This is a genomic window from Streptomyces sp. NBC_00341 (assembly GCF_041435055.1).
In the GTDB taxonomy this organism is placed as follows: Bacteria; Actinomycetota; Actinomycetes; order Streptomycetales; family Streptomycetaceae; genus Streptomyces.
The window spans coordinates 6,074,315-6,098,243 of sequence record NZ_CP108002.1 but is presented as its reverse complement, the minus strand read 5'-3'; the positions used below and the strand labels follow the sequence as shown (position 1 = coordinate 6,098,243).

The window sequence follows — 23,929 nt, the reverse complement described above, 5'->3', positions numbered from 1 at the left end:
CACTCCGGCACCCCCGTGCTGTACGTCTGCCGGGACGGTCACCGGCACCGGCCCGGGGTGAGTATCCCCGGCGCGCGGCGCGGGCAGACCCGGACCGGACGATGATGTCCTGATCGGCCGCGCCCCGGGCCGAAACCGTGCGGGTCCGGGCCGGGGCGCTGCGGGGCCGCCCCGCTCAGAAGGCGTTGTTGAACCCCCAGAGCATTTCCCTGGGCTGTTCGGCCCGGCCGCGCAGATCCGCGACCACCTCGGCCAGCACCGGGTGGTGCAGGGTCCGCAGGGTCTCCAGATCGAGACCCAGCAGATCCGGCAGCGCACCCGCGGCTCCGGGCGTACCGCCGCCCGTGCCGTCAGGTACTGCCGCCCCGTCGTTACGTGTCGACTCGTTCATCACGCCTCCCCGTACTCAGCACCGGGCCGCCCGCGCCGCGCTCGCCATTGAGCGCGCACCGCCGGTCCCACGTCCCTGACCCGCTTCGTCCCTCTGCCCGTGCCGCCGCCCTGCGCCGGTCGTGCCCCGGCCCGGTCCGGGCGCACGGCCGTGCCGGGTGCTCGCCATTGAGCACTCAGCGCTCCAGCTCCGCCAGCCGCTCCGCGGTCCGGTCGCCCGCGGCTCCGCCGCCGTCCGGCAGCTTGCGCCACTCCAGGCGGGCCGCCCGGTAGGCCTCTCGCGCGGCCCGGGGACGCCCCGCTCTCTCATAGGTCATACCCCGCCAGTGGTTGGCTGTAGCACCCAACTCGACGGCTTCCCGGAGCTGTTGCGGACTCTCCAGCTCCGTTTCCGCCGCCGCGGCGGACGCGGCGGCCGAGCGGAAGGCCTCCGCCGCCTCGTCGCGCCGGGTCGGCCGGGCCAGCGCGTCGGCGGCGTCGAGGAGTGCCCGGCCCAGCTCCAGCCAGCAGCGCGCCGCGGTCAGCGGGTCCGCGGCCTCCTGCGCCGCCAGCCCGAAGAGGTACTCGGCCTCCCGCAGGTCCACCCGGTCCGCGGTCGCCCGGTGCCGCAGCATCAGGGCCCGGCCGAGCATCAGCAGCCGCTCCGACTGGTGCGGGCCGCCGGCCGGCGTCTCGGTCCGGCAGTCGCGCAGCACGCGCACCGCGGCCCCGATGTGCGCCGCGCCGTCCGGGAGTTCGGCGCGGCGCAGCAGCGTGCCGCCCCATTCGGCGAGCAGGTCGGCGTGCGCCCGGGAGTCCCGGGGGGTGCCTCGGGCCGCCCGTGCGAACCAGTCGGCGGCCGCCACCAGTTCGTCCGGGTCGCCGGTGTGCTCGTAGCGGGCGACCCGGACGCGTCCGGCCCTGGTCTGCAGCTGGGCGCGCTGACGCTGTTCCCGTACCGTCTCCAGCGCCTGGCCGGTCAGGGTGGCGGCCTCGTCCGGTTCCTCGCCGGAGGCCAGCAGCGCGTCCACCAGGTCCAGCACGATGCGGACCTCGGTGCCCATGGTGTGCCGGCCGCCCTGGGCGAAGGCCGTGCGCAGCGAGCGGGCTGCCTGCCGGGCGAACTCCCTGGCCCGTTCGGTGTCCTCGGTGGCGCCGGCCAGCTTCAGCAGCGTCCGGCCGTGCTGGAGCGGGAGGGCGGCCGGCCGGTTCTCCTGGTCGGGCCAGGCGTCCGCGAAGGCCTCCAGCATCCCGCAGGCGCTCTGCAGCAGGGCGCTGTCCCCGTCGAGCCGCCACTGCGCCTCCAGGGCCCGCACCCGCTCCAGGGTGAGCCGGAGCGCCTCTGCCGGGGCGAGGCCGGGGGCGGCGCAGGCGGCGGTGTACTCGCGGTCGGCGCGCCGCAGGAGCTCCAGGGCGCCGCGCCGGTCGCCGTGGCGCCGCCGGTCGTCGGCCGCCGCGTGCAGCACCTTGGCCAGCACCGCCCGTTCGCGTACCGCGCCGGGGACGGCGGCGGCCCGCTCCGCGGCGCGCTCGGCCTCGCGGAGCAGCTCGCCGCCGCCCTGCACCTCCCAGAGCCGCAGGACGCAGCGGGCGTACTCCGCCCAGAGTCCGGGGTCGACGAACTGCCGCGGGCCGTTCTCGGTGGCTCCGCGCAGGAGTTGGACCGCGTCGATCAGGCGCTGCACCATCTTGTCGGCGTCGAACTGCCGCACCAGCTCGCGGGCCCGCTCCACGACCGAGGTGGTGCCGGGGGGCGGCGGTCCGGGGACGGGGGGCTTCGGCGGGATCACGAATCTGGGGGGCACAGGCATGAATCGCTCCAGTACGCGGGCTGCGACCTCGGCAAAGGCATGGGGTGCGCGGGGGCCGCCGCGCACCCCCGCCGTCCCGTCCGCCTCGTTCTCCTCGCTGTCGTCGCTCTCTTCCTTCTCCTCACCCTGGTCACCCCGGTCACCCCGGCCGGACTCCCGGTACCCGGTGCCCGTGCCGGCGTGTCCGGTGGCGTACGGGGAGTCGTCCGCCCCCGCGTCACCGAGCTGGGCGAAGGCCAGCGCCGGGAAGTTGGGACCGCCCTTGCCGAACCGTGTCTCGATGTACTGCGAACAGTGCTTGAGTACGAGCAGTGCCTCGTCCCGGCCCAGCGGTCCGAGCAGCGCCTCCTGGACGCCGGGCTCGAACGCGTACCACTGGCCGCGTCCGCCGCCCGCGCCGTCGGCGCGCGAGAGCAGTCCGCTCAGCAGCACCTCGGCCAGTTCCGAGGGGCCCGACTGCGGCAGCATGGTGCGCTGCACGAGCTGCATCACCGGCAGGTAGAGGGGCGCGGCGGCGAGGTAGACGGCCAGCTGTCCGGCGGCAGGTGAGGCCGTCGACCGGAAGCGGCTGACCAGTTGGAGCGAGGACAGGACGGCGCCGGAGCGCTGGACGGCCGCCGGGGGCTGGTCGGCCCGCACCCAGCCGACCGCTCCGGAGATCCGGGCCGCACCGGTGCCGGAGAGCAGCCTGGCCCAGGCCGCCAGCGCGTCCGGCGCCGGCGGGAGGACCGGGACGGCGAGGGCGCCGGGGTGCACGGCGGGGCCGGTTCCGGCGTCCTCCGTGACCTTCAGCAGGGTGGCTCCGGCGAGGCCGTCACCCCGGGAGAGCGAACCGAAGGTGACCGGCAGCCGGGTGCGGTTCCACATGCGCTGCGGCAGCGGCTGGAGCACGGCGACCGGGGCCTGCCGGGCGAGCTGGTGCAGCAGCCGGTGGGCGCGTCCGCTGCGCCAGAGCGGCCCGGCGCAGTCGCTGATCACCACGGTGACCCGGCGCCCGGTCGGATCGCTGAGCCGGTCGGCGGAGTGCAGCGGGGCCGCGGCGGGGTCGGAGCTCCGGCTGACTGTGCAGCCGCCGTCCGGGCCCTGGTGCAGATAGCGCACCTGCACATCCCGGAAGGCGCCCAACTGGCCGAAGATCTGCTGGAGTTCACCGAACATCCGGTCCCACACCAGCATGGAGGACGAGGCGTCCATGACGCACTGGAGGATCGCGTCGCCCCGGCCGACGCCACGGAACACTGGCATGACCATGCCGCCCGCGCGGGCGCTGAGATCGGCGGTGGCCGTCTCGTCCAGGGTGCGGCGCAGCGGGGCGGAGACCGGGCGGTAGCGCTGCAACGGGCGCAGCGCGCGGGTGAGTTCCAGGGGTGCGGGCAGGACCGGGGCGGCCGGTACACCGAGCGCGAGTTCGGTGCCTCGGGTCCCGGCCGCGGATCTGCGGCGGTCCGGCGCGCCGCCCCCGTCCCGGTCGTCTCCGTCCCGGTTGGCTCCCGAGCGCGGGGTGCCGGGGTCGGGGTACAGGGCGATGCGTCCGTCGGCGGCCGGCCCGTCACCCGGCTCACGGTCCTCGTCGGGTCGGCCGGTGTCCGCGGTGCGACCGCCGCCCGCGCCCGGCCCCTGCCGCACTCCCGGGCCGGCCTGCTCCCGGGGGGTCGGCGCGTCCGGGGACGGCGCCCCGGGCTCGTCCCCCTCCTGCTCCGGGCCGTCGGGCGCACCGGTCCGGCTCGCCAGCCAGAGGGCGTCGCAGAGCTGCTCGACGTCGGGGTCGAGCCCGGCCCCGCGCAGCCGGGCCACCAGCGCCTGCAGGAGCTCTCCGTCGTACGGCTCCGAGGCGCCGGCCGCACCGGGCAGTGCGCCGGCGTCGTCCGCCCCTGGCATCAGTACCTCACCTCGGCCGGTCGAGCCGCTGGATGAGCAGTTCGGCCAGCCGGTCACGGCCGGCCGGCGCAGCGGCGTGGGTGAGGTAGATGGCGTTCAACAACTGGTCCGTGGCCAGGAGTTCGCTGCGGGAGCGCTCCAGGAATCGGGCGATGAGGTCCTCGCTGGAGCGGGCCGCCTCCTCGCCCAGATGGGCCTTGACGAAGGAGGCCAGCCGCTTGTGGTCGGGGCGGTCCAGCTCCAGATGGATGCAGCGGCGCATCAGGGGGGCCGGGAAGTCCCGCTCGCCGTTGCTGGTGAGGACGACGAACGGGAACGCCCGGCACTGCACCCGGCCGCCCTTGATCCGCACCTTGTTGCCGTCGTGGTCGAGCACGTCCGCCTCGCCGTCGGGCAGCCGGTCCACGATCCGCTCCAGCTCGGGAATGGCGAACTCGCCCTCCTCCAGCACGTTGAGCAGGTCGTTCGGCAGGTCGATATCGCTCTTGTCGAGCTCGTCGATGAGCAGCACCCGGGGCCGGTCCGAGGGGAGCAGGGCGGTGCCGAGCGGGCCGAGCCGGATGTAACTGCCCACGTTCTGGGCGGAGTCGGCTCCGTCGCCGCCGTTCGCGGCCGCGTGCGAGGCGATCTGCACGTCCTGCAGCCGGGCGATCGCGTCGTAGTGGTAGAGGCCGTCCAGCAACGTGGAGCGGCTGACGATGGGCCAGCGCAGCACCTTGCCGAATTCGAGCTCACGGGCCACCGAGTGGGCCAGCGTGCTCTTCCCGGCCCCCGGGTCCCCGGTGACGAGCAGTGGCCGCCGCAGATACAGCGCGGCGTTGATCATTTCGAGCTCCTCGGCGCCCGGCCGGTGCTCCTCCGCGATGCGTCCGGGGATGCCGAGCCGGCGGTCCGCGGAGTCGTCCCCGTCCGCCGGGGCGCCCAGGCCGCCCGAGAAGTCACGCCAGGGCGGCGGTGGCGGCAACTGCGGTAAACCGTCGTGCGGTTCACCGATCCCGCGGTAGATGAGCCACTCAGTGGGTTCACTCATAGCGTGGTCCTTGTGTCACTCGTCCGCCGGGGTACGGCAGCTGGTCCACCCGGGACGGCAGCCGTCGAACGTGCTTTACCGTAGCGATCAGCCGCACCCCCCGTAAGAGGACCGGCACGGTCCTCAGGTGTCCTTTCCACATGATGACCGGCGCGTCTGGTCACGGCGCCTCCAAGAACTCGTCCGAACCGGGCAGCGGATGGTGCGGATCGTCGTAGAACAGGGCAATTCCATCGGACCAGTACGTCTCGGGGCGTTCCGCACGTACTCCCTTTCTCAGCTCCAGCATTTTCAGCGGCAGCACGTCACGGGACCGGGCGTCGGAGACGGCCTCGGTCACGCGTCGGTGGAATTCCCGGCAGACCGTGTCGGTCTCCGTCGGCCGCCGTTGCAGCAGGGCCACGCCGAAGCCGGTCTCCAGCACCCGCACCACCCCGGCCGTGATCTCGGGGTCCGGCCGGCTGCCGTAACGGCAGAGCACCGGCACGCTCTCGTGGGCCAGGGTGCGCAGCTGCGCGACCTCCGGTACTCGTACCCGCATTTCGTTCTCGCAGTCGACGACTTCGGCCCGTGTCCCGCTGCCCTGGGTGGGCGTCCAGCGCGCCAGGCGCTCTTCGGCCGGCCCGTGGACGGTGCTGCGCAGCACCACCGGGCGTACGACACCGAGCGGCAGCCCGTCCGAGGGAAGCGTCCAGCGGTCGACCTGCAGGCCGAACAGCGCGGGCGTGAGGGCGACCTGGAGGACGGCGGGGCTGCCCGGCTCGTCGCACTGCCGGAAAGCCTCGGTCAGCGCGGCCACGAGCCGGTCCGGCAGCGGGTCGAGCGCGGCGCCCTGGCTGTCCTCGTCGACGGGCAGCATCTCCCCGGTGTGGCGGGCTACCCCGATCCGCCAGTCGTAGCGGTCCCGGGCCCACCCCTGGGGTTCCAGCGCCAGCAGTACACAGGGGCGTTCAGCGTGGCGGCCGGACCCACCCGTCCGGGTGACGGCCCGGCGGCGGTTCTCCTCAAGACGCAGCCGCACGGCCGCCCACTCCATGGCGAGCTGCCGGCGGAAGTCCCGGGACAGCTCCTCCTCCGCGATCCGCTTCACCCACTCCCACAGCGACTTCGCGGCGGTCCTGGTGGAGGGCACGTCGAACGGGCGCTCCGCGACGAGGACGCCCATGCAGTAGCGCAGGACCAGTTCGAGCGGGGCGTCCCGGTCGCGGGCGCGGGTGTCGTACAGCGCGCCCAGACCGTCGCGCCAGCCGCGCGGGGCCGGGCGGTGGTCACGGGAGTGGACGCCGGGCAGGGCGTCCAGGAGCAGGAGCAGGCCGCGGGTGCTGACCGGGGGCGGGAACTCGGCGAGCCGCCCCAGCAGGTCCGCCCGCCGCTTGGGGCCGAGGGCGCCGCCGGGCGGGTTCGCCAGCTCGCTCTGCACGTCGGCCCAGGTCCGCTCGGTGCTGGCCGGGCTGTTGTGCCGGTCCGCGTGGTAGCGGTCGTGGGCGTGGAAGACGGACTGGTAGGTGTCGTCGGCCTCGGTCTCGACGGGCGCGGACGGCACCTTCAGGGTGCGCAGCCGCTCGATCCCCACGGCTGTGCCGCCCTGGTGGTTGTCGAGCCGCGACTTGATCACGCCGACCACCTCCCCCCGGGCGAGATCGACCACGGGTCCGCCGGACATGCCGGGCTCCAGCCAGTCCCCGTCGAGCCGGACGACCTGTTCGGCGTCGTCCGAGGCGCCGTAGGACCCCTTCACCACGCAGACGCCGCTGCGCTTCAGCAGCCCGCCGCCCTGCGAGGGCGCCCAGCCCACGCAGTGGATCTCCCGGCTGCGGAGCATGGCCTCGGAGCGCTCGGTGACGTAGACGCAGGTGTGCTCGACGGGCCGCTGGAGCTTGATGAGCGCGAGGTCGGGGGCCGGCCAGCCGGGGGCTCCCTGCGGACGGGCGCCGGGCATCGCGACGACGACCTTGCCCGGCACCTCGCTCAGTTCGGTGCTGTAGCGGTCCTCCTTGAACCACACGTTCACCACGCCCCCCTCCCCCCGCATCGCCACGTGCGCACACGTGAGGATCCAGCTCGGGGCGATGAAGAAGCCGCTCCCCAGGAACTCCCCGCCGGGTCCGTCCTGGGCATACCCGGCCCCGGGGCGATGGATGCGCACGGTGGCGTCGTGCACGAGGCCCATGAGCGCAGTCTCCGGCTGCCCCGAGCCCCCGTCCGCGCCCCCGTCGGCCTCCGGACTCATGTCCCGCCGCCGTCCGTGCCGTCCGCGCCGTCCGGATGCGCCGGGGCGCCGGGAGACGCACCGGCGGGCGGGCCGGGGGGCGCGGGCGCCGGTGCGGCGGGCGGGGCCCCCGGGGGCGCGAACGGAACCGGCGGCACGGACGCCGGAGGCGCGGGGGCCTGCGCGGGTACGGGGACGGGCGTGGGTACGGGTACGGGGGCCGGCGGGGGCGGGTCGACGGGGGGTCCGCCACCGTTCCAGGTGAGCGTGACCTTGATGGCCCCCTTGGCCTCGCCGTCCGCGAGGAGCCCGACGATCCGGCCCGACTTGGCGGTGAGCTCGATCCCGAACTCGACGCTGACCTCGTCCGGCCGCACGGCGCGCAGCGGCACGGCGAGCGAGCGCGCGACGCTGGTCACCACGGAGTGGAGGCTCTCGACGCGTGCCTGCACCTGGTCGGCGATGTCACCGAACCCGGTGTCCGTATATGTCGGGCCGGAACCGGCCGCCGGACCGTCCAGTTCCTCGGCTCCCGAGATCCGGGCCCAGACCGGCGTGCCGTCCGGCATCTCAATGCGCGTAATACGGGCCACACTGTCAACCATGACACCCCCCGTTCCCCAACTACCCGCAGGTTAACGGGCGTAGACGTCCGATGCGAGGTACACGGACGAGGACGCGAGGGTGCGGCGAATCGGTTCACGGGCCGCCCGCGCAGTCGGTTCCCGCCGCCGATGCGGGCTCTCACCAGGCATTAAACTGGCCGGCATGTACTTCACCGACCGCGGTATCGAGGAGCTGGAGAAGCGGCGAGGCGAGGAGGAGGTCACTTTCGAGTGGCTCGCCGAGCAGCTGCGTACGTTCGTCGACCTGAATCCCGACTTCGAGGTGCCGGTCGAGCGCCTCGCCACCTGGCTGGCCCGGCTGGACGACGACGAGGACGAGGACGAGTAGCGCGCCGCGTCAGGCTGGACCACGAGGACGAGCAGCGCGCCGCGTCCGGCGGTGGTCCTGGCCCCCCGCGCAGGCCACCGGCTCCTCGCGCATCGCGCCCCTAGGCTGGGCGGATGCCCGCGCCCCCGACGCCCTCCCGGGCCCTTGCCGTTCAGCGGCTCCTGACCGAACGCTGCTCCGCGCCGGTCACCGTAGGCGGCTGGCAGCCGCTGGAGCCGTGGGCGGTGGCCCGGTTCCGGGTGGAGGGCGCCGGAGCCGCGCGGACCGCGATCGCCAAGTGGGTGCGTCCCGGCACCGGCCGCACCGCCCGTCGTGAGTCCTGGCGGCCGGCCGCCGAGTGCGCGGCGCTGCGGTTCCTCGCGGAGGACGTCGAAACCCGTCTCGCGCCCCGCGTCATCGCCTTCGACCCGGCCGCCGGGCTGCTCGTACTGGAGGATCTCGCACCCCGGGTCGCCCTCGACACACTGCTCGCCCGCGACGGTGCGGCGGCGCACGCGGAGCGGCTGACCGCCTTCGCCCGCGCGCTCGGCCGGCTGGGCGCGGTCACGGCGGGGCGGGCGGACGCCTACCGCTCCCGCCGGGCCGCCCTGGGCCCGGTCGACCGCGAGGCGGCCGACACGCAGCCCTTCGCGGACCACCGGCAGGAGGGGGTGCGGTGGGCCACGGCCCTCGGAGTGCCTCCCGGCGTCCGGGTATCGGCCGAACTGACGCGGGCCGACGCGGTGTTGAGCGAGCCCGGCCCGTTCCTGGCGCTCAGCAACGGGGACGCGGAGGCCAACAACCTGCTGGTGCACGCGAGCGGCCGGGCCGACGCCCGGCTCATCGACTTCGAGGCCGCCCGCTTCACCCACGCGCTGGCCGACGCGGTGTGCCTGTACGTACCGGGCCCGGGATGGCTGAGTGTCGGGGACCCGGTGGCATCGGGCCTGGCCGGCCGGCACCGTCACGCGCTGGCGCAGGGCGTTCCGCAGGCCGAGGACGACCGGTTGTTCGGGTTCGGCCTGGCGGCCGCGTGCCTGTCGTGGGCGCTGATCCGCCTGCGGCGCTTCCCCGCGCTGGACGCCCGCGCCCGGGGCGACGAGAGCCGGTCGCAGCTGGTCGCGACGCTGGAGGCGGCGGCCCGCACCGCCTCGAACCACTCCTCGCTGCCGCACCTGGCGGGGTGGGCCGACCGGATCGCGGCGACCCTGCGGAGCCGCTGGCCCGACGCGGACCAGGACTTCACCGATCCGGTCCGCTTCCCGCCCTACCGGCGCCGCGGCTGACGCCCGTAGGCGGTCGCGCCGCCCGGCCCGTCGGCCCTGATCCGGTCGTACGCGAGTCCGAGCGCGCCGTGCGCCACCAGCAGGGCCCCGGCGAAGGCCCAGCCACCGCTGCGCCGGCCGGCCCCCCAGAGGGCGAGCGGGAGCCCCGCGGCCAGCTGGGCGCCTGCCAGGGCGCGGGCCCTGGGACCGCGCATCCAGGGCCCGACGCGGCTGTTCTCGACCGCGTCCAGCTCGACCATGACCGCGTCGCGCCAGCCCGTCCAGGCGATCCGCTCGACCGCGGGCCCGCCGTCGGCTCCGGCGGTCAGCGCGGCGGCGGGGTCCCCGGGGTCGAGCCCGGCCGGAAGCGTCAGGCCGATGCGGGTGAGGACGGCGAGCAGCCCGCGCAGCCGGGTGCGGGCGTCCGCCTCCGGGTCGGGGCGGGTGAGGCCTTCGAGCACCTGGACGTCCAGTACGGGATCGAGCCCGAGCCGCTCGGCGAACGTACGCATCGCCTCGTCCTCGCCCACCGGTGTGCCGTCCGCGAGCCAGACGTAGCCGACCGGGCGGCGGAAGCCCGCGGCCAGGGTGTATCCGGCCCGGTCGCCGTCCCACCAGAGCGCCAGGACCGGCCAGCTGGAGCCGACCGCGAGTGCGGTGGCCCAGCCGCCCAGCACCCGGTCGACGGGCTCGGCCGCTGCCCCCGCGCCCCGCTCGGGCCGGTCCTGCCAGGGCGTTCCCCCGGGGACGAGGACGCTCCATCCCTCTCCGGCGGGCGCGAGCAGCATCGGTTCGCGCAGCAGGTGGGCGACGGGCCGCACGGCCTCGGGTCCGGCCCGGCACAGCAGCAGTGCCCCCACGGGTGATGTCGCGTCCATGCCCCACACCGTAGGACAGATCATCCTTATTCATCGCTGTTTGATGGCATTTGGCCCGCCAGCCTCACCCCGGCCTCCACCCCGGACCGCCTTGACTTCCCCGAACCGCGATATATCGTGTTCCACAAGAGACGCGATATGTTGCGTCAACCGCGCTCCCCGGGAGGTCAGATCCATGCCTGTGTCGACGTGGGCCATCGCCGAGCCTCAGAAGCTCACCTTCGACGAACCCGTGACGGCGCTCAGCGTGCGTATCGTCAGCGGCACGGTCAATGTCGTCGGCACCGACGAACCGACCGCCCGGCTGGAGGTCACCGGCATCGAGGGGCCGCCGCTGATCGTGACCCAGAAGGACGGCGTCCTCACCGTCACCTACGAGGACCTGGCCTGGCAGGGCCTCCTCAAGTGGTTCGACCGCAAGGGCTGGCACCGCCACGCGGCCGTCTCGCTCGCGGTCCCGGCCGGATCGGCCGTGGAGGTCGGCGTGGTCGGCGCCGGGGCCTTCGTCTCCGGGATCCGCGGCCGGACGGACGTGCGCGGCGTCACCGGCGACACCACCCTCGTCGGACTCGCGGGACCGGTCGGCGCGGAGACCGTGTCCGGCAACGTGGAAGCCCAGGCCGTCACCGGTGATCTGCGCTTCCACTCGGTCTCGGGCGATCTGACGGTCGTCGAGGGCGCCGGGGCGTCCGTACGGGCCGAATCGGTCAGCGGCAACATGGTGCTCGACCTGGACCCGAACGGGAAGCCCACCGACATCCGTCTCACCACCGTCTCGGGCGAGGTCGCCATCCGGCTGCCGCACCCGGCGGACGCGAAGGTGGAGGCGAACACCGCGAGCGGCTCCGTCTCCAACGGCTTCGAGGACCTGCGGGTCAACGGCCAGTGGGGGTCGAAGCGGATCACCGGCACACTCGGCTCCGGGAGCGGGACGCTGAAGGCGACCACGGTCTCGGGGTCGATCGCCCTGCTCCGCCGCCCACCGGCCGACGACGACGCGCACGACCCCGAGCCGACCGGAAAGGTGCTCTGACATGCCCCCCGTATTCGCCCACGGCCGCCTGCGCCTCTACCTGCTGAAGCTGCTCGACGAGGCGCCCCGCCACGGCTACGAGGTGATCCGGCTGCTGGAGGAGCGCTTCCAGGGGCTGTACGCGCCCTCGGCCGGCACGGTCTACCCGCGGCTGGCCAAGCTGGAGGCCGAGGGCCTGGTCACCCACGCCACCGAGGGCGGCCGCAAGGTCTACTCGATCACCGACGCCGGCCGCGCCGAACTCGCGGGCCGGACCGGCGAGCTCGCCGATCTGGAGCTGGAGATCAGGGAGTCGGTCTCCGAGCTGGCCGCCGAGATGCGCGACGACGTGCGCGGAGCGGCCGGCAAGCTGCGCAGCGACATGCGCGCAGCCGCCGACGAGTCCCGGCACACCACCGGCTCCACCGGCTCCACCGGCTCCCGTCCAGGCGGGAAGGCCGGCAAGGAGTCCCCCTTCGGCGGGTTCGGGGACTTCGGCGGCCTCGGCGACCTGTCAGACCTCAGCGACAGGGAGGCGTGGCGGACCGCGAAGGAGGAGCTGCGCAAGGCCAAGCAGGAGTGGAAGGAGCAGGCCCGCCGGGCGAAGGACGAGTCCCGCCGCGCCCGCGAGGACGCCCAGCAGGCCCGCCGCCAGGCCAAGGAGGCACAGGACCGGGCGCGCGAGCAGATGCAGAACGCAGCCCGCCAGGTCCAGGAGCACTTCGCCCGCGGCGACTGGCCGGCCGGCGTACGGGAGGGACTGGCGGAGATCACCGGCCAGCTGAGCGGCATCGCCCGCACCGGCGGCCGACCCCCCTACACCAAGCCGGAACCCGCGGAGGCCGACCCCGACTGGGGCAAGGACTCGGGCGGTACGGGCGACCCGGCGCGCGATCTGGACCGGCTCCTCGACCGCTTCCGCGATGACATCCGGGACGCGGCCAGGGACCGGGGGGTGACGGAGGAGCAGCTCGCGGACGCCCGCCGCCACCTGTCGACGGCGGCGGCCCACATCGGGGCGCTCCTACGGAAGGACCCCGACGGCAGTACGAAGTAGACGACGGGGGACGACGGGCGGCCCGGGGGAACCCGGGCCGCCCTTCACTCATCCCGCCCGGCGGTCCTGCTGCGCGCCGCCCTCCCCGTAGAGCGCGCGCTCGATCGCCGCGTAGCTCGCACCGTGCTCCGCGAGCACATCGGCGACGACACCGGGGGACGCGGCGAGGGCGAGCAGGACGTGCTCCTCGCCGATGAACCTGTCCCCGCGGCCGAGCGCGATGCGCAGCGACTTCTCCAGGATCCCCTTGGCCCCGCGGCTGAACCGGCCACCGATCCGTTTGCGGCGGTCCGCGCTCTCGTCCCGCAGGGCCCCCTCGCCGTGCGCCTCCTCGATCCGGGACACGATCGCGGTGAGGTCGATGCCGATGCCCGCGAGGGCGTCGGCATCGGCCTTCGTCATGCCGCCGCGCCTGCGCGCGTCGACCAGTGCGGCCTCCAGCGACGCCCTGCGGCCCGTGAGGCCGAGCGAGGCGGCGGCGAAGGAGGCCCGGCTGCCCTCCTGGTCCAGCAGGGCGAGCAGCAGATGCTCCTCGGTGACCGGGCCGGCGCCGGCCCGGTCCGCATGGGTGACGGCGCCGGTCACGGTGGCGCGGGCACCCTTCGTGAATCGCTCGAACATCAATGCCTCCCGTACTTCTTGTGCACGGCCTGGCGGCTGACGCCCAGTTCGGCCGCGATCTCCTGCCACGACCAGCCCTGGGCGCGGGCGCTTCTGACTTGTACGGCTTCGAGCTGCTCCAGCAGCCGTCGCAGCGCGGCGACCGACCGCAGCCCCACCCGGGGGTCGTGGTCGCCGGCGCGTGCGGCGAGTTCCGTTGCTTCGGTCATGGTGTCAACTTACATTGACACGACCCCGCATGTCAATCCTGGTTGACAGTCAGCACGATCTTGCCGAACTGGTCGCCAGAGGCGAGGCGTTCGAAGCCCTCACGCGCCCGGTCCAGCGGCAGCACCTCGTCGATGACGGGGCGCACCCCGGTGGCCGCGCAGAACGCCAGCAGGTCCTCCAGCTCGTCCTTGGACCCCATGGTCGAGCCGACGATCTTCAGCTCCAGGAAGAAGATCCGGGTCAGCTCCGCGTGCGAGGGCCGGTCGCCGCTGGTGGCGCCGGAGATGACCAGCGTGCCGCCGGGGCGCAGGGACTTGACGGAGTGGGACCAGGTCGCGGCGCCGACCGTCTCGATGACGGCGTCGACCCGGTGGGGCAGCCGCGCGCCGGGCTCGTACGCCTCGATGGCACCGAGTTCGACGGCGCGCCTGCGCCTGGCCTCGTCGCGGCTGGTGGCGTAGATCCGCAGTCCGGCGGCCCGGCCGAGCACGATCGCGGCGGTCGCGACCCCGCCGCCGGCGCCCTGGACGAGCACGGAGTCGCCGGGCCGCACCCCGGCGTTGGTGAAGAGCATCCGGTACGCGGTCAGCCAGGCGGTGGGCAGGCAGGCGGCCTGCTCGAAGGTGAGCTCCTTCGGCTTGGGCAGCACGTTCCAGGTGGGGACGGTGACCTGTTCGGCGAAGGTGCCCTGGTGGCGTTCGGTGAGGATGGAGCGGGGCTCGTCCGGGCCGACTCCGTGCCCGGTCTGGCCGATGACGGAGTGCAGGACGACCTCGTTGCCGTCCTGGTCGGTCCCGGCGGCGTCGCAGCCGAGGATCATCGGCAGCTTGTCCTCGGCGAGGCCGACGCCGCGCAGGGACCAGAGGTCGTGGTGGTTGAGGGAGGCGGCCCGGACGTTGACGGTGGTCCAGCCCGGACGCGCACCGGGAGCCGGGCGTTCGCCCAGCTCAAGGCCGTTGAGGGGGTGGTCGCGGTCGATGCGGGATGCGTAGGCGGCGAACATGGGGCCGACGATAGGCCGGGCGGCGGCCCCGCGTAACCGGCCACGGGTGTGACACGCACCGCGCCGGGCGGGGGCCCCGGGGCTCCGCCCCGGACCCCGCGCCTCAAACGCCGGCGAGGCTGAATGTCGCGCCTGCCTTTCGAGCGGCGAGCGGCCAAATCAAGCCCCTCCGGCGCTTGAGGAGCGGGGGTCCGGGGGCAGCGCCCCCGAAAAGGGCGACGCCCCGGACCCCCACCCCAGAACCTCAGCGCCGGGCCACGCCCTCCGCCCGCGCCGCCGCGGCGACGGCCGCAGTGACCGCAGGGGCGACCCGCTCGTCGAACGGCGACGGGATCACGTAGTCCGCGGCCAGCTCGTCGCCCACCACGTCCGCCAGCGCGGTCGCCGCGGCGATCTTCATGCCCTCGGTGATCCGGGACGCCCGCACCTGGAGCGCGCCCGCGAAAATGCCGGGGAACGCCAGCACGTTGTTGATCTGGTTCGGGTAGTCGGAGCGCCCGGTCGCCACGACGGCCGCGTACTTGTGCGCGATGTCGGGGTGCACCTCGGGGTTCGGGTTCGCCATGGCGAAGACGAACGCGCCGGGTGCCATCGAGGCGACGGCCGGCTCCGGGACCGTACCGCCGGAGACGCCGATGAAGACGTCCGCGCCGGCCAGCGCGGTGTCCAGCGGCCCGGAGATGCCGGCCTTGTTCGTCAGCTCGGCCAGCTCCCGCTTGACCTCCGTGAGGTCCTCGCGGTCCCGGCTGACGATGCCCTTGCGGTCGGCGACCGCGACATCCCCGAGCCCCGCCTCCAGCAGGAACTTGGCGATGGCCACCCCGGCCGCGCCCGCGCCCGAGATGACGGCGCGCAGATCACCGAGGCTGCGCCCGGACAGCTTCGCGGCGTTGCGCAGAGCGGCGAGCGTGACCACGGCGGTGCCGTGCTGGTCGTCGTGGAAGACCGGGATGTCGAGCCGCTCCTGGAGCCTGCGCTCGATCTCGAAGCAGCGCGGGGCCGAGATGTCCTCCAGGTTCACGCCGCCGAAGGACGGGGCGAGCCTGACGACGGTCTCGACGATCTCGTCCGCGTCGGTGGTCGCGAGCGCGATCGGCACCGCGTCGACCCCGCCGAACTGCTTGAACAGGATCGCCTTGCCCTCCATCACCGGGAGGGAGGCCTCGGGTCCGATGTCCCCGAGCCCCAGCACCGCGGTGCCGTCCGTCACGACGGCGACGACCTGCGACTTCCAGGTGTAGTCGTGAACGAGTTCGGGATTCTCCGCGATCGCGCTGCACACCTTCGCCACACCGGGCGTGTACGCGAGGGAGAGGTCGTCCTTGTCCCGGATCGGGACGGTGGCCTGCACGGCCATCTTCCCGCCCCGGTGGAGGGCGAAGGCCGGATCGAACGGCTCGTCGGTCGCACTGCCCGTGCTGCCCGTGCTGTCTGTGCTGCTGTCGCTGCGAGGATTGACGATCTCCGCTGCCATGGTGTTGACCCCTTAAGTCTTCATCGTTTGAGGGTGGCCACTCCTGGTTGAGGAGGGGTGGGCGGGCACCGCGTACGTGCCCTGCGCCGGGCGGTTGGTCCGCCCGGCGCAGGGAGAGGTACGTACGCGCGGGCGCGCCGCACACGCGCCCTGAGCCCCGGATGAGGGGTGTAAACGTCTTTCATACCGGACGGACCGGGTCATGGACGAGTCCATACCCCCTCGGTGGCCTGACTCATAGCCCAATATCTGGACAATGTCCGCCACGCGAAGAATGAGTGTCCACTGTCCGAGACACGCCGCAGATTCTGCGGTCGCGGGAAAGAAACCCCATAGAAGGTCCGGCCCTGGTGTACCGGCCTCGTGAGGATCGGGGATCGCCCGTTACCCGATTTTGACATGACCGGCCCCCTGAATGCGCTGGTCCGAATGGCAAGATGCCGTAATCGCACACGGCGGCGACACCCGACGACGTGTGCCACACCGCCTGGCAACACCACCCTCATCTGCCGGAGGAACCCGATCATGACCGCACGCAAGACTCGTCGTACGACCGCGAAGTCCCGGATCGCAGCGGTCGGCGCCATCGCGGTCGCCGGCACCATGCTGCTGACCGCCTGTGGCGACCAGACGAAGAACAACTCCAGCGACTCCGCCTCGACGAAGGCGAGCGACGGCGCCGCCGCCTCCCCCGCCGACCTCCTCCCCCCCGAGATCAAGTCCAAGGGCGTCATCAAGGTCGGCTCGGACATCGCTTACCCGCCGGTCGAGTTCAAGGACAAGTCCGGCAAGACGGTCGGCATCGACCCGGACCTCGCCGCGGCCCTGGGCAAGCAGCTGGGCGTGGAGTTCCAGTTCGAGAACGGCACGTTCGACACCCTGGTCACGGGGCTGCGGTCCAAGCGCTACGACCTGGCCATGTCGGCGATGACCGACACCAAGGAGCGCCAGGAGGGCATCGACCCCGAGACGAAGAAGAAGGTCGGTGAGGGGGTCGACTTCATCGACTACTTCACCGCCGGCGTCTCGATCTACACCAAGAAGGGTGACGACCAGGGCATCAAGACCTGGTCCGACCTCTGCGGCAAGAAGATCGCCGTCCAGCGCAACACCGTCTCGCACGACCTGGCCAAGTCCGAGTCGAAGAAGTGCACCGGCGGCAAGAAGATCGCCATCGAGCCGTACGACAACGACCTGGAGGCCCAGACCCGGCTGCGCTCCGGCGGCGCCGACGCCGGTTCCTCCGACTTCCCGGTCGCCGCGTACGCGGTGAAGACCTCGGGCGGCGGCAAGGACTTCCAGATCGTCGGTGACCAGGTCGAGGCGGCCCCGTACGGCATCGCCGTCGCCAAGGGCAACGACCAGCTCACCAAGGCCGTCAAGGCGGCCATGGACGCGATCATCAAGAGCGGCGAGTACAAGAAGATCATCGCGAAGTGGGGCGTCGAGGCCGGTGCGGTCACCGAGGCCAAGCTGAACGGCGGATCGTGACCGGACCCCGGCGCTGAAAGGCATCAGCCGTGATTGACATCGAGAAGTCGGGCCCGGCCGACCAGCCGCCCACACCCCCCACCCCGGCGGCCGGACCGGAGGCGATCAAGGCCATCCCGGTCCGGCACTACGGCCGGTACGTCTCGGCGGTCGTCGCCATCGCCGCCCTGGTCGCGATCATCTACGCGTTCAGCCAGGGCAAGATCAACTGGGGTGCGGTCCCGGACTACTTCTTCGACGACCGCATCGTCAAGGGGGTCGGCCAGACCCTGCTGCTGACCGCCCTCTCCATGGTGATCGGCGTGGTCGGCGGCATCCTGCTGGCCGTCATGCGCCTCTCGAAGAACCCGGTGACCTCGTCGATCGCCTGGTCCTACATCTGGTTCTTCCGCGGGACACCGGTCCTGGTCCAGCTGTTCGTCTGGTTCAACCTGGGACTGGTCTTCCAGTACATCAACCTCGGTCCGATCTACAAGGACTACTGGTCGAGCTTCATGACGCCGCTGCTGACGGCGCTGCTCGGCCTGGGCCTCAACGAGGCCGCGTACATGGCGGAGATCTGCCGGGCCGGTCTGCTCTCGGTCGACGAGGGCCAGACGGAGGCGTCCCACGCGCTGGGCATGAGCCACGGCAAGACCCTGCGACGCGTCGTGATCCCACAGGCCATGCGGGTGATCGTGCCGCCGACGGGCAACGAGGTCATCAACATGCTCAAGACCACCTCGCTGGTGGCCGCCGTGCAGTTCTACGAACTCTTCAAGTACGCCCAGGACATCGGGCAGGCGTCCGGAGCACCGGTGGAGATGTACTTCCTCGCCGCGGCCTGGTACCTGATCATGACCTCGGTACTGAGCGTCGGTCAGTACTACCTGGAGCGGTACTACGCCCGCGGCTCCAGCCGCAGCCTGCCGCCCACCCCGATGCAGAAGATCCGGGCCAACCTGCTGTCACTGGGCCGCCCGAAGGGAGGCATGGCATGACCGCCATGGTGAAGGCCGAGGGCGTCCACAAGTCCTTCGGCGCCGCACACATCCTCAAGGGCATCGACCTGGAGGTCGCCCCGCGCGAGGTCTTCTGTCTGATCGGCCCGTCCGGTTCCGGCAAGTCGACGTTCCTGCGGTGCATCAACCACCTGGAGCAGATCAGCGCCGGCCGGCTGTCCGTCGACGGCGAGCTGGTGGGGTACCGCCAGAAGGGCGAGAAGCTCTACGAGCTCAAGGACAGCGAAGTCGCCCTGAAGCGGCGGGACATCGGCATGGTCTTCCAGCGCTTCAACCTGTTCCCGCACATGACGGCGATCGAGAACGTCATGGAGGCTCCGGTCCAGGTCAGGCGCGAGTCCAAGGCCATCGCACGGGCGCGTGCCGAACGGCTGCTGGACCGGGTCGGCCTGTCCGACAAGGCGAACAGCTACCCCTCGCAGCTCTCCGGCGGTCAGCAGCAGCGGGTGGCCATCGCCCGGGCGCTGGCCATGGAGCCGAAGCTGATGCTCTTCGACGAGCCCACCTCCGCGCTCGACCCGGAGCTGGTGGGCGATGTCCTGGACGTCATGCGCGGCCTCGCGGAGGACGGCATGACGATGATCGTGGTGACCCACGAGATGGGCTTCGCCCGCGAGGTGGGGGACGCGCTGGTCTTCATGGACGACGGCGTGGTGGTCGAATCGGGCCACCCGCGCGACGTACTGACCAACCCGCAGCACGACCGGACGAAGTCGTTCCTGTCCAAGGTGCTGTAGCCGGTTCGGAACGGCGGAGGGCGGTACGGACCTACGGGGTCCGCACCGCCCTCCCCCATGTGTGCGCTACTTCTTCCGCAGCAGCTCCGGGCTGAGGATCAGCGTCCGCAGCTGCGCCCGCGTGAGCGGCGGGGACTTGAGCAGCGGTCCCTGGGCGGTGTCGGCCTCGAAGCCGGTGCTGTCCCGGATGCCCAGCATCGAGCCGTCCTCGAGCATGAGCCGGCCCACGAGTTCCGGGCCCCATTCGGGCGTGACACCGCCGTAGTTCATCGCATCGCTCCAGATGGTCAGCACCCGGCCGCCCGGGAGCTCCTCCCGGACGCAGTCCGCGGGGGCGGGCTCCCCGGGCCTGTCCTTGCACAGGTCCGTGTCCCGGGGGGCGCCGCCGAGCTTGGCGTCCAGCTTCTTCGCGGTCCTGGTGTCGACGGTCAGATAGCCGACCCCGCCGCCCCTGCGCACGGAGTACTGGCCGTCCAGCGGCCCGACCGGATGCTCCTCGGCCTGTTCGGGCGTCGCGTGCTTGATGATGACGGCCAGCGACACCTGCTCGACCGCACCGACCCCCTTCGGCAGCAGCCGTCCCAGATCCCGGGCACGTCCGCTGTTGCCGACGAGCTCGGTGGGGGCCGCAACCGACGAGTCCTGCGTGGCCGGCCCCGAGGAGAGCCCCGGCACCACGAACGCCCCCGCGGCGACCGCGCAGACCGCCGCCGCCGAGATCCCGGCCCGACGGCGCCACCGCACCCTGGCCGCCTTGGCGTAGACCGCTTCCGTACTGATGACCGGCCGGCCCGCGTCCTCCGCGGCCCGCCCCAGCAGCTCCCGCACGTCGCTCATACCTTCTCCTCCGCCATCTCGGCGCGCAGCGCCGCCAACCCCCGAGCCGCGTGGCTCTTGACCGTGTTCTCCCGCATCCCGAGCAGCGCGGCCGTGGCCTCGACGCTCAGGTCCTCCCAGTAGCGCAGCACCAGTACGGCCCGCTGCCTGGCGGTGAGCCGGGCGAGTGCCGCCCGGACCGCGAGGCCGGTGTCCGTGTCGGGCGCGTGGTCCGCCCGCTCGGGCAGTTCGCCGTACGACTGCTCCCGCCGCCAGAACCGGCGGCGGGAGGCGATGAAGGTGTTGACCAGGGTCTTGCGCGCGTACGCCTCGATGTTGTCGAGCCGCCCGTGCCGCCGCCCGCCGAGCACCACCTTGACCAGGGCCGTCTGGACCAGGTCCTCTGCCTCGTACCGGTCGCCGCAGAGCAGGTACGCGCTGCGGAACAGCGCGGTGCGTCTGTTCTCGACGAAGGCGTGCAGAGCAGCATCGTCATCGATCCGCATCGTCACCGCCCCTCTCCGGGTCCGCTGGTGCGGACCGTCTCACCCTTCCAGTGCGGTGGGGTGCCGGGCGGGTTGCGGCGCCGGCCGGAAAACACTGAGGGGCGGCCCGGACCGTAGTCCGCGCCGCCCCTCCGTCGAGGGTGCCGCTACTTCACCGCGAGCACCAGACTGTCCGAGGGCGAGGACCAGACGGCCCGCGCCTCACCGAAGCCGGCCGCGCGCAGGGTGTCCGCGTGCCAGCGCGCGGAGGGCGTGTCGCCGTCCGCGTGCTCGCCGTAGATTTCGAACCGCTCGGCGGTCGGCCCGGCGAGTACCGGGTCCTTCGCGGCCAGTGCCCACCAGTCCGCCCAGTCGAGGGCGCCGCCGGCCCTGGCCCCGTCCATGGCGGCGTGCCGGTGGGCGCGTTCGGCGACGTTGATCCGGGGGGTGTCCGGATCGGTCATGTGGTCGGCGTTCATGAACACCCCGCCGTCCCGGACGAGGCCGCCGAGCTGCCCGTAGAGAGCGGCGAGCGGCTCGCTGTGCAGCCAGTGCAGGGCCGTTGCGGTGAGGACCGCGTCGTAGGAGCCGTGCGGCAGGGCGTCCGGCCACCGCGGGTCCTTGAGGTCCGCGGTGACGAAGGTAACGCGCTCGTCGCCGTCGAAGGTGCCGCGGGCGATGGCGAGCAGTGCGGGATCGAGATCGACACCGGTGCTGGTGGCCTTGGGGAACCGCCGGAGCAGCCGGTCCGTAATACTTCCCGTACCGCACGCGAGGTCGAGCACCCTCGGTTCGGGACCCACCAGGGCCTCGACCATGTCGAGCATCACGCGGAAGCGTTCCTCGCGGTCGGGCATGTACCACTCCTGCTGCCGGTCCCAGCTCTCCTGCCAGGACCTCCAGTCGGCACCCCGCGCTGACTCCGTCACCCGAAACCCTCCCATGTAATACCCTGGGCCCATAGACGCCCATTACATCATCGTCGCACCGACCTTAGACCGACGCCGTAAGGACTACAAGTGGAACTGGCCTATTACTCGGACTACGCCGTGCGCCTGGTCAACACCGAGGAGCCGGCCCGCAACAAGGACACCCTCACCACGGTCGACGCGGTGCGCGAGCTCTTCGGTGTCAACGGGCAGGCCGCCCGGCGGGCGACCGACGCGGACGTGACCCGCTTCCGGTCCGTCCGGGCCCGGCTCCGCTCGGTCTTCGAGGCGGCCGACGGCGGCGACGAGACGCTGGCCGTGGACCTGCTCAACTCACTACTGCTGGAGTTCCCGGTCAGCCCGCAGATCTCCGGCCACGACATCCGGGACGCGGACGGAAAGCCGGACTGGCACATGCACCTGGCCGACCACCCGTCCAACGCCACGGCGGGCTACGCGGCCACGGCGGCGATGGGCCTCGCCTTCCACCTCACCTCTTACGGAGTGGACCGGCTCGGCCTGTGCGAGGCGGCGCCGTGCCGCAACGCCTACCTCGACACCTCGACCAACCGCTCCCGCCGCTACTGCTCCGACCGCTGCGCCACCCGCGCCAACGTCGCCGCCTACCGGGCCCGCAAGCGCCTGGAGACGGAGCGCGCCGCCGAGACGGGCCGCAACGCGGAGACCGCCCAGCCCGCCACCCCGCGCAACGAGCGCTGATCCTTCGTCAACGGCCGGTAGCGCGCCCGCACCCTGGCCAGCACCAGCTCCTCGGGCACGGTCCCGTAATCCGTGCTGTCGCCACCCGCGAACCGGTTGTCACCGCGCACCCACCAGCCGCCGGTCCGCCGCTCCATGGCCCGTTTGACGACCAGCAGGTCCTGCTGGAACGGGTGTCTCAGGATCACCACATCACCGGGACGCACCGGCGCCCCGTACTGCACGAGCAGCCAGTCCCCGTGGTGGAGCGTGGGCACCATCGAGGGCCCCGTCACCTCCACCACCTGGAACGGCACCCGCGCCGCCAGCCCGCGTCCGGGCTGTTCATCGGTCAGCTCCGGCAACTCCGGCACCTCCCGCATCTCTCCGGCACCTCCCCGTCCGTCCAGTACACCGTCCACCACAGCGTTCCGTACATTCGGCCACTGGTCCCATCCTCACCCTGGACTTTTGGCCTAAGCCCATGGGGGCACCCACTATTTCGCGGCTCTCACGGAGTAATGTCCCACCTGAGAAGACGATCACGAGGAAGGACAGCCCCATGCTTTCCCGCCTGTTTGCCCCCAAGGTGAAGGTCAGCGCCCACTGCGACCTCCCCTGCGGCGTGTACGACCCGGCCCAGGCCCGCATCGAGGCGGAGTCGGTCAAGGCCGTCCAGGAGAAGTACCAGGCCAACGAGGACGCGGACTTCCGCACGCGCTCGATCCTGATCAAGGAACAGCGCGCCGAGCTCGCGAAGCACCACGTCTCGGTGCTCTGGAGCGACTACTTCAAGCCGCCGCACTTCGAGAAGTACCCGGAGCTGCACCAGCTGGTCAACGACACCCTGAAGGCGCTCTCCGCGGCCAAGGGCTCGAACGACCCGGCGACCGGCCAGAAGGCTCTGGACCTGATCGCCCAGATCGACAAGATCTTCTGGGAGACCAAGAAGGCCTGATCCAAGGCTAGACCGTCTGACCTGCGATTTCGTCGGCCACGACGGCTACCTGACCGCACCCGGCCCGCCGGGCGCCCGCAAGGGCGTCCGTCACGGACCGGGTGCGGTCTTCTTCGTTCGGGCGTGGGTGCGGGTGGATCCGCAGGGTGATGACGGCAGCCGCGTAGCCATGGACCATCTGGACGTGCTGACGCCCGCCCCGCCTGTGATGAGCGCGGAGGCGTAGAAGTGCCGCAGGTCGTGGGTCATCACGCATGCCCGCGCTACGCAGCGGTCGGCTGGAACCCGTTGGTCGCCCCGCGCTCTCCTCGCCGCCCAAGCCGGAGCGGACGCCGCTTTCGTGGCCTGGACCCAAGCGCTGGTCCTCATGGAGGGCATGGCCTCCGCCCGAACCCGCAAGGCAATCACCTCGATCCGCTCCACCCTCGTGATCTACCAGCGCCGTCGAGTCCCCGGCGCGGCCGATCTCGCGCGCCGAGCCCGCGCCTAACATGCCCAACAACCCGCCCAAAGAAGGGAACACCGTGGCCCAGCAGACCGATGACCAACTGAAGGCGCTCAAGCCGGCCCTCGAATCCATGACCCTGCTGGTCGCCGCCGTCATCGTCCACGACAAGGCCACGAACCGCGTCGTCCTCCTCCAACGCAGCGAGAACGCCAAGTTCGCCCAGGGCATGTGGGACCTCCCCGTCGGGAAGAGCGAGCCCGGCGAGCCCATCACCGAAACTGCGGTCCGCGAGCTCTACGAGGAGACGGGCCTCACCGTGAAGCCCGAGTCCCTCAAGGTCGCCCACATCATCCACGGCGCCTGGGGCGTCGAAGCCCCCAACGGCTTCCTCACCGTCGTCTTCGCCACCCACGAATGGACCGGCGAACCCGAAAACCGCGAACCCCACAAGCACTCCCAGGTCCGCTGGGTCGATGTCGAGGCCATCCCTGACGCCTTCGTGGACACCACCTCAAGTGCCCTCCGCCGATACCTCGCGGGCGGCCCGCAAGTCTCCCTCAACGGCTGGCAATAGAGGCGCTCCGCTACTCGTCCTCGACTGCCGAGGGTCGAGCG

Annotated in this window: 24 protein-coding genes and 1 pseudogene; 11 read left to right on the top strand and 14 right to left on the bottom strand. The window is 72.4% G+C overall.

Annotated elements, in window-relative coordinates:
• Window positions 1–175 precede the first annotated feature (175 nt).
• The 5 genes from fxsA to OG892_RS27655 all read right to left on the bottom strand — a co-directional run bounded on the left by fxsA (window position 176) and on the right by OG892_RS27655 (window position 7,902).
• The gene (fxsA, locus tag OG892_RS27675) at window positions 176–391 is read right to left on the bottom strand and encodes an FxSxx-COOH cyclophane-containing RiPP peptide (protein ID WP_371630556.1); all 216 of its coding nucleotides are present in this window, start codon (window positions 389–391) and stop codon (window positions 176–178) included.
• Window positions 392–566: 175 nt separating this feature from the next.
• Window positions 567–4,058 carry an SAV_2336 N-terminal domain-related protein gene (locus tag OG892_RS27670; RefSeq protein ID WP_371630555.1) on the bottom strand — a complete coding sequence of 1,164 codons (3,492 nt, stop codon included), beginning with the start codon at window positions 4,056–4,058 and terminating at the stop codon, window positions 567–569.
• Between the two features lie 7 nt (window positions 4,059–4,065).
• Complete coding sequence (locus OG892_RS27665) at window positions 4,066–5,088, bottom strand: AAA family ATPase (RefSeq protein ID WP_371630554.1); 1,023 nt, start codon at window positions 5,086–5,088, stop codon at window positions 4,066–4,068.
• 160 nt (window positions 5,089–5,248) lie between these two features.
• Window positions 5,249–7,258, bottom strand: a complete 2,010-nt coding sequence (locus OG892_RS27660) for a trypsin-like peptidase domain-containing protein (protein ID WP_371630553.1) — start codon at window positions 7,256–7,258, stop codon at window positions 5,249–5,251.
• Window positions 7,259–7,314: 56 nt separating this feature from the next.
• Window positions 7,315–7,902 (bottom strand): CU044_2847 family protein, encoded by a 588-nt coding sequence (locus OG892_RS27655; RefSeq protein WP_371630552.1) that lies wholly within the window; start codon window positions 7,900–7,902, stop codon window positions 7,315–7,317.
• A gap of 163 nt (window positions 7,903–8,065) precedes the next feature.
• Here OG892_RS27655 and OG892_RS27650 point away from each other — a divergent pair, with 163 nt between their 5' ends.
• Both OG892_RS27650 and OG892_RS27645 read left to right on the top strand, forming a co-directional pair.
• Window positions 8,066–8,251, top strand: a complete 186-nt coding sequence (locus OG892_RS27650) for a DUF6104 family protein (protein ID WP_018102711.1) — start codon at window positions 8,066–8,068, stop codon at window positions 8,249–8,251.
• Between the two features lie 113 nt (window positions 8,252–8,364).
• Window positions 8,365–9,516, top strand: coding sequence for a hypothetical protein (locus tag OG892_RS27645; protein WP_073736961.1), 1,152 nt, complete (start codon window positions 8,365–8,367; stop codon window positions 9,514–9,516).
• Here OG892_RS27645 and OG892_RS27640 read toward each other — a convergent pair.
• A complete protein-coding gene (locus OG892_RS27640) occupies window positions 9,498–10,373 on the bottom strand; it encodes a hypothetical protein (RefSeq protein WP_371630551.1) in 876 nt (291 codons plus the stop codon). The two genes, OG892_RS27645 and OG892_RS27640, sit on opposite strands and share 19 nt — an antisense overlap.
• A 175-nt stretch (window positions 10,374–10,548) precedes the next feature.
• Here OG892_RS27640 and OG892_RS27635 point away from each other — a divergent pair, with 175 nt between their 5' ends.
• Together OG892_RS27635 and OG892_RS27630 are read left to right on the top strand one after the other, a co-directional pair.
• Window positions 10,549–11,406, top strand: coding sequence for a DUF4097 family beta strand repeat-containing protein (locus tag OG892_RS27635; RefSeq protein ID WP_073736962.1), 858 nt, complete (start codon window positions 10,549–10,551; stop codon window positions 11,404–11,406).
• A 1-nt stretch (window position 11,407) separates the two neighbouring features.
• Window positions 11,408–12,442, top strand: a complete 1,035-nt coding sequence (locus tag OG892_RS27630) for a helix-turn-helix transcriptional regulator (RefSeq protein ID WP_371630550.1) — start codon at window positions 11,408–11,410, stop codon at window positions 12,440–12,442.
• A gap of 48 nt (window positions 12,443–12,490) precedes the next feature.
• On the opposite strand, the gene OG892_RS27625 is transcribed toward OG892_RS27630, so the two are convergent.
• The 4 genes from OG892_RS27625 to OG892_RS27610 all read right to left on the bottom strand — a co-directional run bounded on the left by OG892_RS27625 (window position 12,491) and on the right by OG892_RS27610 (window position 15,750).
• Window positions 12,491–13,063, bottom strand: a complete 573-nt coding sequence (locus OG892_RS27625) for a Clp protease N-terminal domain-containing protein (protein ID WP_328865436.1) — start codon at window positions 13,061–13,063, stop codon at window positions 12,491–12,493.
• Window positions 13,063–13,272 carry a helix-turn-helix domain-containing protein gene (locus tag OG892_RS27620; RefSeq protein ID WP_024491880.1) on the bottom strand — a complete coding sequence of 70 codons (210 nt, stop codon included), beginning with the start codon at window positions 13,270–13,272 and terminating at the stop codon, window positions 13,063–13,065. The genes OG892_RS27625 and OG892_RS27620 overlap by 1 nt, the downstream gene beginning before the upstream one ends.
• Before the next feature lie 32 nt (window positions 13,273–13,304).
• Window positions 13,305–14,276 (bottom strand): zinc-binding dehydrogenase, encoded by a 972-nt coding sequence (locus OG892_RS27615; protein WP_371630549.1) that lies wholly within the window; start codon window positions 14,274–14,276, stop codon window positions 13,305–13,307.
• Window positions 14,277–14,520: 244 nt separating this feature from the next.
• A complete protein-coding gene (locus OG892_RS27610; RefSeq protein WP_073736966.1) occupies window positions 14,521–15,750 on the bottom strand; it encodes an NADP-dependent malic enzyme in 1,230 nt (409 codons plus the stop codon).
• A gap of 525 nt (window positions 15,751–16,275) precedes the next feature.
• Between OG892_RS27610 and OG892_RS27605 the strand changes: the two genes are divergently transcribed.
• The 3 genes from OG892_RS27605 to OG892_RS27595 are packed head-to-tail and all read left to right on the top strand — an operon-like array spanning window position 16,276 to window position 18,979.
• A complete protein-coding gene (locus tag OG892_RS27605) occupies window positions 16,276–17,241 on the top strand; it encodes an ABC transporter substrate-binding protein (RefSeq protein WP_073736967.1) in 966 nt (321 codons plus the stop codon).
• A gap of 29 nt (window positions 17,242–17,270) precedes the next feature.
• Window positions 17,271–18,221 carry an amino acid ABC transporter permease gene (locus OG892_RS27600; RefSeq protein ID WP_328865438.1) on the top strand — a complete coding sequence of 317 codons (951 nt, stop codon included), beginning with the start codon at window positions 17,271–17,273 and terminating at the stop codon, window positions 18,219–18,221.
• Complete coding sequence (locus tag OG892_RS27595) at window positions 18,218–18,979, top strand: amino acid ABC transporter ATP-binding protein (RefSeq protein WP_371630548.1); 762 nt, start codon at window positions 18,218–18,220, stop codon at window positions 18,977–18,979. The genes OG892_RS27600 and OG892_RS27595 overlap by 4 nt, the downstream gene beginning before the upstream one ends.
• Before the next feature lie 66 nt (window positions 18,980–19,045).
• Here the strand turns inward: OG892_RS27595 and OG892_RS27590 are convergent, their stop codons facing one another.
• The 3 genes from OG892_RS27590 to OG892_RS27580 form a co-directional block, all read right to left on the bottom strand.
• Window positions 19,046–19,816 carry a hypothetical protein gene (locus OG892_RS27590; RefSeq protein ID WP_371630547.1) on the bottom strand — a complete coding sequence of 257 codons (771 nt, stop codon included), beginning with the start codon at window positions 19,814–19,816 and terminating at the stop codon, window positions 19,046–19,048.
• Complete coding sequence (locus OG892_RS27585) at window positions 19,813–20,301, bottom strand: SigE family RNA polymerase sigma factor (protein WP_073737071.1); 489 nt, start codon at window positions 20,299–20,301, stop codon at window positions 19,813–19,815. Before OG892_RS27585 ends, OG892_RS27590 begins: the two co-directional genes overlap by 4 nt.
• Before the next feature lie 146 nt (window positions 20,302–20,447).
• On the bottom strand, window positions 20,448–21,224 hold the full coding sequence (locus OG892_RS27580; RefSeq protein WP_371630546.1) for a trans-aconitate 2-methyltransferase: 777 nt from the start codon (window positions 21,222–21,224) through the stop codon (window positions 20,448–20,450).
• 75 nt (window positions 21,225–21,299) lie between these two features.
• On the opposite strand from OG892_RS27580, the gene OG892_RS27575 reads away from it, so the two are divergent.
• A complete protein-coding gene (locus OG892_RS27575; protein WP_073736972.1) occupies window positions 21,300–21,929 on the top strand; it encodes an ABATE domain-containing protein in 630 nt (209 codons plus the stop codon).
• Here the strand turns inward: OG892_RS27575 and sodX are convergent.
• Window positions 21,833–22,291 carry a nickel-type superoxide dismutase maturation protease gene (gene sodX / locus OG892_RS27570; RefSeq protein ID WP_073737072.1) on the bottom strand — a complete coding sequence of 153 codons (459 nt, stop codon included), beginning with the start codon at window positions 22,289–22,291 and terminating at the stop codon, window positions 21,833–21,835. The two genes, OG892_RS27575 and sodX, sit on opposite strands and share 97 nt — an antisense overlap.
• 179 nt (window positions 22,292–22,470) lie before the next feature.
• Here sodX and sodN point away from each other — a divergent pair, with 179 nt between their 5' ends.
• From sodN to OG892_RS27555, 3 genes and pseudogenes are all read left to right on the top strand, one after another.
• Window positions 22,471–22,866: a superoxide dismutase, Ni gene (sodN, locus tag OG892_RS27565; protein WP_073736973.1), complete on the top strand. Its 396-nt coding sequence runs from the start codon at window positions 22,471–22,473 to the stop codon at window positions 22,864–22,866.
• Window positions 22,867–23,137: 271 nt separating this feature from the next.
• Window positions 23,138–23,356, top strand: a pseudogene (locus OG892_RS27560) (tetratricopeptide repeat protein); the annotation flags it as partial.
• Window position 23,357: 1 nt separating this feature from the next.
• Window positions 23,358–23,888, top strand: coding sequence for an NUDIX domain-containing protein (locus OG892_RS27555; protein ID WP_328865443.1), 531 nt, complete (start codon window positions 23,358–23,360; stop codon window positions 23,886–23,888).
• Window positions 23,889–23,929: the final 41 nt, after the last annotated feature.